This is a genomic window from Nostoc parmelioides FACHB-3921 (assembly GCF_014696625.1).
Lineage (GTDB): Bacteria > Cyanobacteriota > Cyanobacteriia > Cyanobacteriales > Nostocaceae > Trichormus > Trichormus parmelioides.
Window position 1 is genome coordinate 1 of sequence record NZ_JACJQL010000069.1, and the last position, 15,678, is coordinate 15,678.

General features: G+C 42.4%; 12 protein-coding genes. 3 read left to right on the forward strand and 9 right to left on the reverse strand.

Annotated elements, in window-relative coordinates:
* Positions 1-104: 104 nt before the first annotated feature.
* The 3 genes from H6G14_RS27235 to H6G14_RS27245 all read right to left on the reverse strand — a co-directional run bounded on the left by H6G14_RS27235 (position 105) and on the right by H6G14_RS27245 (position 3,614).
* On the reverse strand, positions 105-2,375 hold the full coding sequence (locus H6G14_RS27235) for a HEAT repeat domain-containing protein (RefSeq protein ID WP_242053828.1): 2,271 nt from the start codon (positions 2,373-2,375) through the stop codon (positions 105-107).
* A gap of 238 nt (positions 2,376-2,613) precedes the next feature.
* Positions 2,614-2,844 (reverse strand): hypothetical protein, encoded by a 231-nt coding sequence (locus H6G14_RS27240; RefSeq protein WP_190571377.1) that lies wholly within the window; start codon positions 2,842-2,844, stop codon positions 2,614-2,616.
* Positions 2,845-3,137: 293 nt separating this feature from the next.
* Complete coding sequence (locus H6G14_RS27245; protein WP_190571378.1) at positions 3,138-3,614, reverse strand: hypothetical protein; 477 nt, start codon at positions 3,612-3,614, stop codon at positions 3,138-3,140.
* Positions 3,615-4,220: 606 nt separating this feature from the next.
* On the opposite strand from H6G14_RS27245, the gene H6G14_RS27250 reads away from it, so the two are divergent.
* A complete protein-coding gene (locus H6G14_RS27250) occupies positions 4,221-5,684 on the forward strand; it encodes a S8 family peptidase (RefSeq protein WP_190571379.1) in 1,464 nt (487 codons plus the stop codon).
* A 111-nt stretch (positions 5,685-5,795) separates the two neighbouring features.
* Here the strand turns inward: H6G14_RS27250 and H6G14_RS27255 are convergent, their stop codons facing one another.
* Together H6G14_RS27255 and H6G14_RS27260 are read right to left on the reverse strand one after the other, a co-directional pair.
* Complete coding sequence (locus tag H6G14_RS27255; RefSeq protein WP_190571380.1) at positions 5,796-6,158, reverse strand: hypothetical protein; 363 nt, start codon at positions 6,156-6,158, stop codon at positions 5,796-5,798.
* A gap of 913 nt (positions 6,159-7,071) precedes the next feature.
* The gene (locus H6G14_RS27260) at positions 7,072-8,583 is read right to left on the reverse strand and encodes a hydroxysqualene dehydroxylase (protein WP_190571381.1); all 1,512 of its coding nucleotides are present in this window, start codon (positions 8,581-8,583) and stop codon (positions 7,072-7,074) included.
* A gap of 303 nt (positions 8,584-8,886) precedes the next feature.
* Between H6G14_RS27260 and H6G14_RS27265 the strand changes: the two genes are divergently transcribed.
* On the forward strand, positions 8,887-9,510 hold the full coding sequence (locus tag H6G14_RS27265) for an exopolysaccharide biosynthesis protein (protein ID WP_190571382.1): 624 nt from the start codon (positions 8,887-8,889) through the stop codon (positions 9,508-9,510).
* Positions 9,511-9,609: 99 nt separating this feature from the next.
* Here H6G14_RS27265 and H6G14_RS27270 read toward each other — a convergent pair whose 3' ends face one another.
* The 3 genes from H6G14_RS27270 to H6G14_RS27280 form a co-directional block, all read right to left on the reverse strand.
* Entirely contained in the window at positions 9,610-12,831 is a 3,222-nt protein-coding gene (locus H6G14_RS27270; RefSeq protein ID WP_190571397.1) for a glycoside hydrolase family 15 protein, read from the reverse strand.
* 198 nt (positions 12,832-13,029) lie between these two features.
* Positions 13,030-13,614 (reverse strand): Uma2 family endonuclease, encoded by a 585-nt coding sequence (locus H6G14_RS27275; protein WP_190571383.1) that lies wholly within the window; start codon positions 13,612-13,614, stop codon positions 13,030-13,032.
* Positions 13,615-13,750: 136 nt separating this feature from the next.
* On the reverse strand, positions 13,751-13,957 hold the full coding sequence (locus tag H6G14_RS27280) for a hypothetical protein (RefSeq protein WP_190571384.1): 207 nt from the start codon (positions 13,955-13,957) through the stop codon (positions 13,751-13,753).
* A gap of 57 nt (positions 13,958-14,014) precedes the next feature.
* Here H6G14_RS27280 and bioU point away from each other — a divergent pair, with 57 nt between their 5' ends.
* The gene (gene bioU, locus H6G14_RS27285; protein WP_190571385.1) at positions 14,015-15,019 is read left to right on the forward strand and encodes a (S)-8-amino-7-oxononanoate synthase BioU; all 1,005 of its coding nucleotides are present in this window, start codon (positions 14,015-14,017) and stop codon (positions 15,017-15,019) included.
* 67 nt (positions 15,020-15,086) lie between these two features.
* On the opposite strand, the gene H6G14_RS27290 is transcribed toward bioU, so the two are convergent.
* A complete protein-coding gene (locus H6G14_RS27290) occupies positions 15,087-15,641 on the reverse strand; it encodes a hypothetical protein (protein WP_190571386.1) in 555 nt (184 codons plus the stop codon).
* Positions 15,642-15,678 lie beyond the last annotated feature (37 nt).

The window sequence follows — 15,678 nt, forward strand, 5'->3', positions numbered from 1 at the left end:
TGTGCTGTCGAGGGTTTGCTGATTTCTCTGATTGTTCGATACCTAGTGAGTAGATGATACTTTTTATCAATCCACTCTTTTGCCATTTTGTCAATGCGTAAGTCCTATTTTTCATCTTTCAAAGATTCGATAACTTTGGAAAATTCATTGTAGGGTAAGGCTTGTTTGTCGTAGATACGCATTTCGTAGACGGCGGCGGAGAATTTTTTTAAGGGAAATTCTTGGTTCCATTTCTTAAGGTATTCAGCCGCCATCAGGTTGTATTGCTGTTCTTGCAGGCGGAATAAGTTGGGATGTTGACCTTGGGATAACATCAGCGCGACTACATTTAAATCCATTGGGTTGGAAAGAATGAGGCGGGCGGCGTTTAATTCTTCTTGGGCTTGCTGGTCTTTGAGGACTTCTTTTAAATAATTAATGCAGGCTTGTTCGTAATCAGCACCTTGAATTTTGGCATTTTTGGGCAGTCGTGGTTTACATGAGAGCAAGAACTCTTGAATTTGATTTGGTTCTAGGGGTTGTAGTTCGTAGGGTTTGGCGGTTGAGGGTGGTGTCCACTCTAGGGGCTGGGTAGTCATGATAATATTGCCCCGGAAATAGCTTTCCACAAACTGGTTGATTTTCGCTCTGGTGTCGGCGGTGACTTCGTTGAGTCCGTCGATGCAGATATCAATTGCACCACTGTAAATCAGGTTTTTCAGGAAGCTGGCATCTTGAGCTGGGCCGTGTAGCTTGCCTTGGATAGCTTCGATTACGCCCTTGTGACATTTTTGGGCGGGGAGATAAACGACTATGCGCTTAGAGTTTTGCAGGAGATGACGGAGAAACATCGACTTGCCTAAGCCCGAATTACCTTGTAAGATAATTTGCCCTTTGATTTCACGGAGAGCATCAGTAATTGGGAGGATATCGCCTTTAGGAACTTTGACCCTAGACTGAGGGAAGTAACTTTCGTCATTAAAGTTATCTAAGTCCGCATCGGCGAGGAGGGAAGGCTTGAAGGGTTCAAATAATTTGTGGCGGAAGGGGGGAAACCAGGTGAGGAGGAAGCCGACGTAACCCATGCCTAAAATGCGACGTACCCAAGGGTTCCAGAAGAAGATGGCTTGGATTTGGGGGGATTTGGGGTAGGCGAAGATGAGGGCAAGCCAGAAGGTAATGTGAATAAGGATAGTGTTTCTACTTTTGAAAAACCATTGCCAGCCCTCAAGATTATTGATCTGTGACTGTACTGCATAAGCTTTAGATGGGTAGGAAGTTTTGAGGTTGTTGTAGTGGGACTGTAAGAAAGTGATATCTTGCCATTTCCAAAGAACTTTTTTACTCTCGATAACTATCGAAATGTTTTCGGCTAAATCTTCTCTTAATCTCTCTAGCCCCTTACTAGGTTCCCAAGCTTTGAGAAAAACCTCCAGTGTTTTCTTACCTTCATCGTGGCTTAATGAGGCAGGAATTGTTTTAGGAGAACCCAGCCATGTTAGCAGCGTTTTTACTTCTTCAGTGCCACCACCCAGAAAATAGGTTAGAAAACGCAATTGTAAATACTCTGAATTACCAGGCTCATAATAATTATTTAGAATAACAACAACTTCTTGTAATTCCAGTTTTCTGATATTTCCCAATGCCACTGCTGCACCGTAACGAACATAACTGTCAACGGATTTATCCTTGAGGATATCAGCGATGTCTTTGACGTAGGGTTTGGCAGCCTCCCCCAGATTTCCCAATGCCACTGCTGCACCTCTACGAACATAACTGTCAACGGATTTATCCTTGAGGATATCAGCGATGTCTTTGACGTAGGGTTTGGCAGCCTCCCCCAGATTTCCCAATGCCACTGCTGCACCTCTACGAACATAACTGTCAACGGATTTATCCTTGAGGATATCAGCGATGTCTTTGACGTAGGGTTTGGCAGCCTCCCCCAGATTTCCCAATGCCACTGCTGCACCTCTACGAACATCACTGTCAACGGATTTATCCTTGAGGAAGTCGAGGATGTCTTTGACGTAGGGTTTGGCAGCCTCCCCCAGATTTCCCAATGCCACTGCTGCACCTCTACGAACATCACTGTCAACGGATTTATCCTTGAGGATTTGGGCAACTTTCTTAGCAATATCCTCTGGCTTCTCCACGACAGAGTTTAACTTTTGCAGGTCATATTCAACTAATTTACTCAGTGCATATCCCTTAACTTTGTCATGTCCATCATCAAGGGCGGCTACTATACCGTTAATCTGCCACGCTGCCGGTTGGGGCTTGGGCTTTTCCTTTGCACTTACCCAAGGTAGGCAGAGGAGAAAAGAAAGGATGAAGACTAAAGAATAAAGAATGTAGCGAGAAGGCTGGCGATGATAGCGGAGAGTTGTGACCATGTTGGGGGTAAGGTGGCAGATTACACGCGCTTATGAGTAATATATCAGGCTCACCTAGAATTATGGCTACGGTGTACATCTATTTGAGTGCTGGGTGCAAAATGTGGTTTGATCCCCCTAAATCCACGCCACTTGCTACAAGTCGGCAAAGCCGCCCAACGCAGTGGCTCCCCTTAAAAAGGGGGACTTTAATTCTTGTTCCCCCCTTTTTTAAGGGGGGTTAGGGGGGATCAAAACTTTATGAAGCAAAGTTGATCAGACTTGTGTGTACACCGTAGCCCCTAACTACCCTACTCTCCACTCTCCCACCAGTATTAAAGACTTGTTCACGAGTATTAAACACTCTCCCGCCAGTATTAAAGACTCGCTCACGAGTATTAAAGACTCTCCCGCCAGTATCAAAGACTCGCTCACGAGTATTAAACACTCTCTCGCCAGTATCAAAGACTCGTTCACGAGTATTAAACACTCTCCCGCCAGTATTAAAGACTCGCTCACGAGTATTAAAGACTCTCCCGCCAGTATCAAAGACTCGCTCACGAGTATCAAAGACTCATTAACGAGATGTAAATACTCGCTCACGAGTATTAAATATTCCTCAACGTGATTTTATAAAGGCTCTCGCTTCTGTGCAGCAAGGCTTTGACCTCTCTCCAAACCTCTCTCTTACAAGGAGAGAGGCTTTGAGTCTTGCTCCCCTTCCCTACAAGGGAAGGGGTTGGGGGTTAGGTCTGAGTGCAACTAGGTGGCGATATCTACAACTTATGAACCAGTAGCCGCTTTTGCAGGCTTATTTTTAATCGCCTTGAACCGTTCCCCTAACTGTTCCGCCAGAGTTTTTAAACCCGGTGTTTTCTTTGCAGCCGTCTTGACGTAATCATATACAGTTAAACTGCTGCCCATTGCTTCGCTACCAACTGCCAATAGGGTATCATCTACCTGTTCTGTCAGTTGTCGCAGCCCAATTAACAGTTCGGTGAGGGTGGTGGCTAGTTGATAATCCCGCACAAATTCCTCTACATCAAAACTGGCTGGTAGAATGTCTGGGTTAGACTGGGCAGCAGTCAGGCTAGTGTTGACAAAAGCTAGGCTTTTATCGCCCATCTTAAATAACTTGCGTCGTTCTTCCACACTCAAGGTAACGAGAAACGGCAACTTTGCTTGAATGGTGGCAAATGCGACTTTAATTTCTTTGACATCTTCAGCAGAAAGGGAAGCGGTGATATTTTGATAAGCCATTGGATATTTACCCGGATAAATCTAATTGTCAAATGGCAATGGCAACTCTCCACAAGAGATGTCGCCAGCATTTTTTTATGATTCCCAGTGGTAAAGGCGAATCATCTAATACCAATTCAAAATTCAAAATTCAAAATTCAAAATAACCTACGACAAGGCTGCGCCAAATAAATGATGTAGAGACGTTGCATACAACGTCTGTTCTATTGTCATGAAAAATTCAATATTTCGACTTTTATTTAATCAATAAACTTCCTGACAAGTATAGGTTTCAGCAACTCTAAATAAATAATTAAAATAACTGGGATTTTTTTGGTAAACAATAAGGCATTTTCTAAAATTCATCCGTAGTAATTATTGACTAGGAGGGCAAAGTTATTCGGTGCAAATATAGCGGTTTGCAGTTGAGTGTAATACTGACCTAACCCCCAGCCCCTTCCCTACGAGGGAAGGGGAGTAATGGTTAAAACTTCTCACCTTGTAGAAAATGGGTTTGGGGAGGGGTGAAAGTGTATTGCATACAAACGAGAAGCGTAAATATTGCTTGGAAGGGTTTAAGAATTAAAACCGCAAAAAACACTTAAGTTAGTTGAGGAGCAAATACCTATGCCCACAAATCAGACTGAGCAAAATCCCCTTTCAATTGATAGGCAAAATTCCGCTTATATCTCCTCATCAGATATTTTTAATACAGAAAATAATCATACTTCTACGTTAGGTTTTCGTAGTAGCTACACTCCAGATAATGCTACTGCTACAGCTACTAGCACTTACAACTCAACTAATGGCTATGGTTTAGTCAATGCAGGTGCAGCCGTACCTCAAGCTGTTGGACAGAATCCTTATAGTGATGTTGCTAACCTTGGCGGGAATAATTGGGGCTTAGATATGATTAATGCTCCAGAAGTATGGGCAAATGGACATACAGGTCAAGGCGTAATTGTGGCGGTGATAGATACGGGCGTAGACACTAACCATGAGGATTTACGTAATAATATCTGGACTAATAGCAAAGAAATTGCTGGTAATGGCATAGATGACGATGGTAATGGCTATGTCGATGATACTAACGGCTGGAATTTTAACGACAACAATAACAACACCCTTGATAATAATGGTCATGGAACCCATGTTTCCGGGATTATTGCTGGGGGGAATAATGGCTTTGGTGTGACTGGTGTTGCTTACAATTCCCAGATTATGGCTGTGAAGGTGCTGGATGAATCTGGTTCTGGTTCTTATAGTGCGATCGCCAACGGAATTTACTATGCTGTAGATAATGGGGCAAAAGTCATCAACCTCAGTCTGGGTGGTGATTCGTCCAGTCGTACACTCAAGTCTGCAATTGAATATGCTAGCAGTAAAGGGGCGATCGTGGTCATGGCCGCAGGTAATGATGGTGAATCTGCGCCAGACTACCCGGCTCGTTACGCCAATCAAACAGGAATCGCTGTTGGTGCGGTAGATGCTAATAAAAATTTAACTGATTTCTCCAACCGTTCTGGCAATACGACAATGGCTTATGTCACCGCCCCAGGACAAAGCGTTTATTCTTCAGTACCAAATAATCAGTACGCCAATTATAGTGGTACATCAATGGCAACTCCTTACGTTGCTGGTGTAGTCGCCCTCATGCTCAGTGCTAACCCCAATTTAACTGAAGCCCAGGTGCGAGATATTATTACCAGCACCGCAGGAAACACCAGCAACGAAACTACACCCAAAACAGACTCTGATTTTAACTTTGACTTTGGTTCGGTTGTCGATGACTTATTTGGTGGTTTAAGTCTGAATAACAAATCAATTAGCGCTTCTAGTTTCAACTCCCAGTCTTTGCAAAAAAGCAACACTTTCACCACAAGTTCAAACACTGCATCGGTGTTATCAAATAATCAAACATCCACCGCTTACCAAATGGAGTTTAGCCACAAATATTATCAAGACTCTCTACCCAACAGCCTAGCCAATAGCCCGACTGATATTGACCTTGGTAATAATATTGATTTTACAGAGTTCATGAATATCATCGTTACCCGACTGAGAGAGTATCAAAAATTGTTGGGTGGATAAAAGAATGTAACATTGAAAAGTCATTAGTCTACAGCCCAAATTCCCAATTTATACAACCAGTTAACGAGCTAATGACTAATGACTCATATACAGACGTTGTATGTAACGTCTCTATTCTTCTTCAGGTAAAATTTGGTTAATGCTGATAACCCAAGGTATACCTTGATTTACGGGAGAACTAATGCTAATTTTCGCTTGGTTAGCAAAACGTTTTAATTTACTAGCTAAGTAAGGAACGATCATCATAATATTTTGGTAGCTTTCGATATTATGACAAACCATGACTAACATCAGAATGCCACCATTAACTTTAAAGTACCAATGACAACTAGATAACAAAATACGTACTGGTTGCTTGCAAGCTAAATAAAAGCTTTTCTTGGTCGTCTCTTCTAGTTGACTAAGCAATAATTCACTGATCAGAGTTGTTTTATGTGTGGGCAAATCATCGGGAGAAAGATATGGTTGCTTCATAGAACTTCGCCCTAATTTTCTAGAGTAAAATACTGACGTTAACTACACAATTTGGACATAACTACATAAGAATTATCTTCAGTGAGTAATTTACGTCCGGTAGAAATATGGTCTAGTATGCCATCCGCTCACTCCCATACAACTGTTTATAAGTTGAGTTTTTTGAGTCTCCCATTTTCATCAGATTTCTTTAGCAATTAGTCTACAAAAGTAAATAATGGTTAGTTTTTCTTGACGTTTGGCTTTTATTCATACTCTCATGGGGCATTGCTTCCTGCTAACTGTCTTTTACCTCCTAACAACAGCAGTAAGTTTTCCCATCTACCTATTTATATCTTTAGTTCCAGATTTGCTAAAGTATCAAAATTTATTTCTCTGACTCGTGGCTGATGTAAATCATTGTTCTAGTTAGTTTCCTAGAAGAAATAAGCCACATATTTGATTTATGTGTCTGATTTCTGTCACTAATTGGGCTACGAGTAGTTACTCAGGAGTCAATGCTTTTAAACTATAGTTGACAGTTGACTGTTAACGGTTAACTGTCAACTGTCAACAATAAAAGATGTGCAAGTTAAAGCAAGGGCAGCCTAAACATTTTTGGTGTACTTGGTGGTGGGAGTTGTGACCCCTCACCCCGTTTTCTTGTCCCACGGCTTAAAATAGAGAAAACGACCACAGTGATTACCGTGATCGTAGACGAATTAACTATACAGTACTGATTCTACTACAAATAAACGTCTATTACCCTATCCCCCAAAAGGGGGTTTTTTTTCGGGTTAAAGATGCTGTCTCGATTATCTGGGGACTGGGGATTGGGTAAAAAGTCTTTTTGTGTCTGGGTTGTATCGTATATTGATGTCTTAACACTACTGGCTACAGCTATATCTCAACAAAAATTATGGTTGCTGCGCTATTAGGGCAACCAAAAGTTAGGCAGAATGGATTTACCCAACTTACGTGCGGTTTGGTTGAGCGATCGCGCCACTTGAATATGGGCTTCATCTGCTTCTACTGGTAAAATCTCGACAGGTGTACCGTCTCCTAAATGTGACACTACTAAATTCGCGGCTTCTAAGCCTGTCACATAAGCTTTTTCCTGTGACCAAGAACCGTGGCGATTGACAATCCAATCACCACTCATAAAGACGTTATCGAAACTAGTCTTGGCAGGTAACATATGGGGATAGCTACCAGGTGCAAAGTGAGTCACCGCTTGAGGTAGGCGAATTACACTGCTATCAATTACTTTTGCTTCTCGGAAACCGGGGACACAAGTTTTTAAATAATTTTGAACCGTGGCGATAATTTCCGCATCACTCCAATTGAGAAACTGATTAGCATGATAAAAATCAGCTTCAATTACAGTTCCTGCCTCATTTTTATATTCATCATGTAAGGCGTTCAAATCGAAGAATGTCCAACCTGTAGTATTATCAAAACCAAAACAAGCATTAGAGGGACGAGGAATATCAATTTTGCGGTCAAACCAAAGTCTGGTTGCTAAAACATCAATTGCCCCTAAATTGTTTAAATTACGAAATTCGGCTCGGCTTTGTAAACTAGGGCTACTGGAAACAATTTTTTTCATCCCAGTGATACCAACGGCAAAAATCACGGCATCAGCCTCAAATACTTCATTACCACAAACTACACCTGTTGCTTGATTATTACTATCAATAATTAAATCAGTAACTCGATGTTTGGGTAGCACCTTTGCCCCAGCTTTTTCAATACGTTCCACCCACGGACGAAATATTTTTTCCCCCACAGTTCCCCGACACCAAACTACATCAAAATCAGCTTGGTGAGCCAAAATGAAAAAGTACAGCATCCCCAATGTAGCGGCGGCTGAACATTGTTCCCCAGGGGCAAATAAACCCACTAATAACATTGGTTCAAAAGCTTCTTTGTACAGTCTTGCGGAAACTCCAAAATCCTTGAATAATTCCCTTGCGGTTACGCTATCATAACGTCGCCAAGCTGCATCAGAATTATCAAAGTCAACCACTGCATACAGTAAAGGTAAAGCACTGAGGCGGTCAATTAAGGGCAGACGTTGAAATTGAGTATAAACAAAAGTACCTAAAGGGGTGGGAAGTCTGGGTAAATCTTGAAAAATTGGTGATTCTACTTCTAACCCCGCAGGGGAATATTGGGCGGAACGAGTCCAGGTAGTGAAGGGATGAATGTTTAATTCATTAATGAGAGCAAATATATTTCTATAAGGATACCAGAAGCCATGAATCCCAGCTTCTACAGATTTACCCTCTGTGGTTTGCCAACCAGCCACCAGTCCACCAGGGTAGGGGCCTGCTTCCAGAAGTGTTACATCATAACCCTGTTTTGCTAGTTGGTAGGTAGCACCTAAACCAGCCCAACCCGCACCTACAACTACCACTCGTTTTTGTTGTGACCCTTCTGTCATTTTGCTCTCCTGTTGTGTTCCCTCACTCAACTAATCTATCAGTCCTGAGGGTGGGGAGTGGGGAAACTGATAAGTGTAGGTTGTTTATGCTTTGCCCTGAAAACACGGGTTTAGGGTGTAAGGGTATAAGGATTGACTAAAAAAATGGCACTACTTTAAGTCGATAATAAATTAGAATTAAGCTTTTATTGGTTTAGTGTGCAGTTCTGAGTTGTCACAGGCAGTGCTTGAACAACAGAAATTAGAGATAAAAATCTACTTATTGATTGTTCCAGATTTAGAGAAGGAAACATTTAACTATCTATGGCTAGGCTATCTAACGAATTACAACGCCACTTTTTTGAAGAAGAAAGACCAGAAAAAGTAACTTTAGCAGATATTCTGTTGCTGGCCGGGGAAAGGATTTTTGGCTTTTTGCTGGTAATCTTGTCTCTACCATCAGCTTTGCCTGTCCCTGCACCTGGTTATTCAACACCCTTTGGTGTCTTAATTTTTCTGTTAGCCGTTCAGTTAATTGCTGGTGCTAAAAGCCCTTGGCTACCACAAAAAATGATGAATCATCCAATTGAACTGCAAACAGTCCAAAAGTTCCTGAAGGCGGGAATTCCTTGGTTAAAAAGAATTGAAGCGATCGCCCGTCCCCGTTTATCCTATATCTGTACTACTCTAGCAGGTAGGGTAACAATCGGGATTGCGATCGCCTTGATGGCAATTTCTATGATGATTCCTATCCCCGGAACTAACACCTTACCAGCAATGGGTATTTTCGTGACTGGTTTTGGTTTATTAGAAGATGATGGTGCAATTAGTTTAGGTGGTTTAGTTCTCTGTGTAATGGGAGCAATTTTAACTACTTCCATTCTCATGGCCTTAGCTTGGGGCGGTTCCAGTCTTTTAGATATCATCAAAACTTGGTTAGGAAGATGAATCAATTCAAAATTCAAAATTCAAAATTCAAAATAAAAAAGTGCTGAAGCGCGGTAGCAGGGCATTCAGCCCCTAGTCCCCAATCCCTAATCCCCAGCCTCATTTCACAAACTCAGTCAAGAACTTGAAGGCTTCGAGGATGTAGGTAGCACATTCTTTAGGGGAAGTATCGTAAAACGATCGCCACGCTGAAGCCTTATCCTCATCATAGCGATCGCCCCGTTCTGGATGTTGTTCTAACCACGCCAAGCGGACGGCGTGACCGATGAGTACATCTAGTACCATATATTCTTCGATTTGGAGGTTAGGGTTTCTAGAGGCGATCGCAGCTAGTTCCATTAATGCTTCGATGTTAACTTGGCGATATTCTGGCGCTTCAATTTTATTTAACAAATGCTCGATGCGTAAGGCAAAGTTCTTTTCACCGGCAGTCATTTCTGACAGAATTACATCACTATCTAAACGATTGCGTCGCTCTAATTTATCGCCAATGACCAACCCTTTGCAATGCTGCATGATTAGCCAAACCTGTTGAAAGAAATTTTTCGGGACGCGGTTTAATGCGCCCTCGGCTTGGCGGAAGCGTCGCCAACCACCGCTAGGAACTTCCATTTCTTCGCTAATAGCCGGAAGTACCACCCAATCAATATCAGTTACCTTTTGCTTAACGTGGAGTGATTCCTGCTGGCGCAATAGTTGACTCATCCCTGGATAAGCTGTTAATACCTGCTGTAACCGCGTCTTGACTTCAAATGGTGGCAGTTCCATCAAGCGTTCATAGGCTTCATCTTGGGTAACTTTTAACTCTTGGGCGAGTTCACTGGTAATTAAGAGGATGAGATAACCAACTCTCAGGGTGAGTAGTCCTTGGAATGATTCCGGTTGTGATCTGATGAGGATACCCAGATAGATCAGGACTTCTTGAGTCAGTACGCGATCGCGGATATCCTCACGACAGAAGTGATTAATTTTATCAGCAATTTCATTGTGAGGCATCGGCACGGAAATCAATGACGCTTCACTGTAAGCCCTGCCTACAGCTATTTGCTTACCTCTAATCAAAATACTTGTCACTGCATCAGTTAATCCAATATCCACCATTTGCCGCAAACCAGCCGCCCGCCGCACCACAGCCCAAAAGCCCAACTCCCCAGCTTTGGTGTACACCTCATCTAGTAAATCGGCTACAGTGACTTGTTGATTTGTCCCAAACTCTGTATCAAACTCCAACCCCTGCAAACGAGTCAAAGTCTGCAATAACTCAATTTGCTCATATAAATTTTCTGATGCACGCAAAGATGACAGCAGAAAATCCAAGTTAGTCTCGTATTCCACCTGAAATTCTTGGCTATGTCCCAAACGCCAGTTTTTCCCAGGATGATAAGCCAGGTAATAATAACGTTTGCCGGCATCTTGCACTGCTGACTGGTAAAATTCCACATCTTGCAGAAAATCAATTCTTTGGATTGCTCCTGTCAGCATCAATTGATTCAGTCGCCCTAATTTTACTGCTACACCGTTACATACACCATCTTTCAGTTCCTGCATGAGTTCCAGTAATGCCTGAGAACCCGTTTCCAACATGGTGTGAGTCAACATTAAAGTTAATATGGGACGACCTAAATCACTCCAATACTTTTGGATGTATGCAAGTTCACTTCTAATCTGGTCTACCAAAAAATGGTAGTCAAGAGTTAAGTAAAACTGCTGAGAATCTAAAAACGAAGGTAAAAAAACAATAGTTTCACCCCGGAGACGAAAAACTCTTGATGTGGTCAAACTTCTCAGCCGCCGCACTGGACGACCTGTTAAACCAAGTTTATCATTACGCCCAATTTGGGTATAAATAGTTGATAGTTCACTAGCTTGTCTAACTTGAATTGGTGCTACTTGCTTTGGTGTTTGCGTTTCAATCCCGTGAACAGCTAGTTCTGCTTGTAAATCTTCATCCTCTGCTAACAAGACAATCTGCACTAAAGCTTCGCGTTTTTTACCTATAGATAAGTGTCTACCTAAGGGATCAACATCACCAACGGCTAATAACCCCTCACTCAACATTTGACCAAGATAATACAAACTCTGCGCCCAAACTAAAGGCACATTTTCATTTGGTAAACGGGGTTGAGTTTGGGGGGCTAACTTTTCCGCTTCCACATTTTCGGCGGGAACATAATACAATTCTGGTAATAAACGTAAGCCATGACCTATGTTGGGCGATACGCCATCACGCTCAATGAGTAAACTTTCTAACTGCTCTTGATAAAATTGCGCTCGTTTTTGATCACCACAAAACAACCCATCAAGGGCTAAATAAGTAAAAAATAAAGGCCATTCACATTCTATATGCTCAAATTGTTTCAGTTCCCAAGGTTCGTAGTGTAGGCGTTGGGTATCTTCTAAAACAGTTTGATGTCCATCACGCAAAAAGCGTTTACAGCCGTATTTGCCTTGGAGTTTGTTGATAATCTCGTTGAGGGTGCGTTCTCTTAATTGTGCATCTTCTACCGCAAACGCTGGATAGCTAATTATACTTAACAAGGCTGCATCAATTTCCTTAGAAGCAGATTCTCTTGGTAATAAGGATTCTAGAGTGCTGCGAGTGCGAGCAATTTCATCAGGTAGCACATGAATTACTGATGCTTGACTACCTCGTACACCAAACAAATCCAGTTCGTTCATGGCTTCTAAAGCAGCTTTTGCCATACCTACAGAACTAGCATTTAACTCTGCATTGCCATGATTAATTTTATTACCCCGTTCCCAAATACCATAATCTGGTGTGCGGTAAGCTCGGCCAATGTAATAAACTAAATTTTGGACAAAGTTGACTTCATCAATGGTGTAAATTATCTGCAATCCCGAAGCAGTCATCTGTGCCAACATCAACAAGAATATAGATGTGGCATCTAATTGCAAATGTCCCCATTCATCATCACCTACGACAATATCACCAGTAGCGGTGTTGTATTTGGCGTGTAACCCATCCAAAGGTGACTGAGTTTCTTTAAATCTTTCTACCTTGTGTGCCTGTCGCATCATCGCAAACAGCAACCCACGCATTAACTTAATAACGCTATGTTCTAATTCATAGGTACGCCCTTGGTCTTCGTCCACCTTGCGGTATGCCAGCGCTAAACCCCAAACTGCCAAAATGCTGTAAACATTATCTCTTACCCAAGCATCCGTATAATCACCGTGGGCAGTAATGGCCGTACTCGCTGGTAGCAAACCCGTGATAGGATTTTGACGCGTCATAATCACGGTTTTGATTTGCTGGTAGTAATATTCCAGTCGAGCTTGTAATTCGGTGGCTGTTTTCATCATCTCAGTTAAACGCAGCTTGCGGATTTACCCTATGGTGTCAATTATGTAAGCCAAGCCAAAGCGAGGGCGTATTACAGCAGAGGGTGGTGAGGATTTATTATTATCTCCCGTTAGTGAGCATTTAGTCACAAGATTGTTAAGGAATTCTCAAGAAAGCCTTTCAGGATGATGATTCTTACATAACTAGGCGATCGCCTATTCATTTTCTGTTACTTCTGCGGCAAACTCAACTTGTCGGTACAAATCAGCGATCGCTATTTCTACGTTCACCGATTCTAGTAGCAATTTCTCACCCAAATTATATTCCGACAGTACCCATTTCCCCTGTTCATTGCGCCGAAATACTTCCACACCTGGCTGTGCTACTTGTACTAGGACATATTCTTGCAAGGTTGGAGATTGGCGATATGCAGCAAACTTTTTCCCCCGATCAGCTGCTTCCGTTGAAGGTGATAACACTTCGATAATCAAACTGGGAAATTTTACCCATTGTGGATCATGATCGCGATCGTCGCAAGTCACCACCACATCAGGATAAAAATACTTCCGCCCCGGCTCTACCTGCACCTTCACATCTACAATGTATACTTCAGAGGATCTATCTGCTAGGGCATCATCTAGGAGTTTGAAAAAATTTCCGGAAACCCGATTATGGTTGCGTGTACCACCAGTCATGGCGACAACTTCACCATCCCAATACTCGTAGCGTAGTTCTTGGGTGGATTCCCAAATTAGATATTCCTCAGCGTTCATGAAAATCCTATCGGGTAAAGCAACCATCGTTCAATCGTGTAATGATTTACTTTTCTAAGATAACGAAAGAAGGATGTTCTCTTTTTTGGGAACACCAAAAAATAAATTATCCGAAATTGACGATTTGGTAGGGTGCGTCAGTATGAATAATTTATGAGTATAGTTAAGGTCTATCACACTGACGCACCGTACATCTTGGATATTTTTTATCTGGAAGTCCCTTTGATAACATCCGGCGTGAAAATTTGCTCAAGGCTAAATGACTCACCAATAATTTCTGGTGAAAAAACTGATCTGCTTGGGGAAGAAACCAAGATAATAAAGCATAATTAACCTTTATAGCTTTGAGCAATGGACTACGCTCCGCCATAGGCGATCGCTAAATGGTTCATACTCAAGGCTAGTGATTCAACTTAACTAATTGACTATGAGTACAGCAAATATTTCGCCAGCTATACGTATCGGAGTATTAGGTTTCGGTGGACTCGGACAAGCAGCCGCCAAGGTACTAGCTGGTAAACGGGAGATGAAATTGGTAGCCGTAGCAGACCAAAAAGGTTATGCTTATGCTGCGGCAGGTTTAAATTTTAAAGATTGTATCGCTACCTACCAGTCTCAAGGTTCAGTGGGTTATTTAGAACCAATAGGTAGTTTAGGCAACAACAGTATTCAAGATTTAATTGATAGCGCCCAACCTGTAGATGGATATTTTCTAGCGTTACCCAACCTACCTAATGACTTTATTCCTTCCGTAGCTAGACAGTTTATTCAATCTGGCTGGCGTGGTGTGTTGGTAGATGCTATTAAGCGTACCAGTGCAGTAGAACAGCTAATTGCCATGAAAGACGAACTACAAGCGGCTGGTATTACCTACATGACAGGTTGTGGTGCAACACCAGGACTATTAACCGCCGCCGCCGCTTTAGCAGCCCAAAGCTACGCCGAAATTCATCAAGTAGAGATTACCTTTGGTGTCGGTATTGCCAACTGGGAAGCTTACCGCGCCACCGTGCGGGAAGATATCGGTCATATGCCTGGTTATACAGTAGAAGCGGCTAGGGCTATGACTGATGCAGAAGTAGAAGCATTACTAGACAAGACCAATGGCGTACTGACCCTAGAAAACATGGAACACGCCGATGATGTCATGTTAGAGTTAGCAGGGATAGTAGAGCGCGATCGCGTGACTGTGGGTGGTGTAGTGGATACCCGCAATCCCAAAAAGCCCCTCAGCACTAATGTCAAAGTTACAGGACGTACCTTTGAAGGCAAAATTTCCACCCATACCTTCACCTTAGGTGATGAAACCAGCATGGCAGCAAATGTCTGCGGCCCCGCCTTTGGTTATCTCAAAGCTGGTATGCAGTTGCATCAACGTGGCATTCATGGCATATTTACGGCTGCTGAAATCATGCCCCAGTTTGTGAAGTAAGAGGGTAGAGGTTAAAGTTTAGAGCCTAGACAAATGGATTCTTGTTAAGAACTGCATACTTAAATCGCTAGTCCCTAGCTTCTAACCTCTCTTCTTTTCTGGCTTCATCAACTGGTGAATATGGTGCTTGAATCACGAAGGGCAATTCTGCACCTCTCAAGCCGCGTTGGATGCGTTCAGATGTTTCACCAAAAACTACAAACAAAGGATATACGATATCAGCCCCTTCACTTAAAATATGACTATGGCGGAGGGGCATTAACCATTCATAATCTTGGTTGAGCAAAACTTGAGTTTGTCGCCAGCGTCCCAACAAATCAGAAAAGTCTTCATGGGGACGATGAATAAATAATACAATCTCGGCTCCCGTTTTCACCTTCCATTCAGGATCACACATGATAATTGCCACATCACAAGGTAAACAATGTGCTTGAGTGGTTGCAGCTATAGGATCACGTAGGCGAACAATTGGCAAAGGGATAATAATTATACTTTCATCAGGACGACGCAAACTAGGAATCATCTCTAGATATGGTCGGTGTTGTTTGAGTAGTGCGATCGCCGCCTCATAATTACTATACTCTGCCAAACTCGCTTCATAGTCAGATTTTTGCACAGGCATGAATCAATTCAAAATTCAAAATTCAAAATTCAAAATT